General features: G+C 51.1%; 1 rRNA gene. It reads left to right on the top strand.

Features of this window, described 5'->3' with window-relative positions:
• Nucleotides 1-142 precede the first annotated feature (142 nt).
• Nucleotides 143-611, top strand: a 16S ribosomal RNA gene (locus NNN71_RS24915); the annotation flags it as partial.

Below are 611 nucleotides of genomic sequence, written 5' to 3'. Positions count from 1 at the left end.
ACTGCTCTTTAACAATTTATCAGACAATCTGTGTGGGCACTCGAAGATACGGATTCTTAACGTCGCAAGACGAAAAATGAATACCAAGTCTCTGAGTGAACACGTAATTCATTACGAAGTTTAATTCACGAGCATCAAACTTAAATTGAAGAGTTTGATCATGGCTCAGATTGAACGCTGGCGGCAGGCCTAACACATGCAAGTCGAACGGTAGCACAGAGAGCTTGCTCTCGGGTGACGAGTGGCGGACGGGTGAGTAATGTCTGGGAAACTGCCCGATGGAGGGGGATAACTACTGGAAACGGTAGCTAATACCGCATAACGTCGCAAGACCAAAGTGGGGGACCTTCGGGCCTCACACCATCGGATGTGCCCAGATGGGATTAGCTAGTAGGTGGGGTAACGGCTCACCTAGGCGACGATCCCTAGCTGGTCTGAGAGGATGACCAGCCACACTGGAACTGAGACACGGTCCAGACTCCTACGGGAGGCAGCAGTGGGGAATATTGCACAATGGGCGCAAGCCTGATGCAGCCATGCCGCGTGTATGAAGAAGGCCTTCGGGTTGTAAAGTACTTTCAGCGAGGAGGAAGGCGTTGTGGTTAATAACC

This window comes from Kluyvera sp. Awk 3 (assembly GCF_028069715.1).
In the GTDB taxonomy this organism is placed as follows: Bacteria; Pseudomonadota; Gammaproteobacteria; order Enterobacterales; family Enterobacteriaceae; genus Kluyvera; species Kluyvera georgiana_A.
The sequence above is the reverse complement of the archived record's forward strand: the minus strand, read 5'-3'. Positions and strand labels throughout refer to the sequence as shown.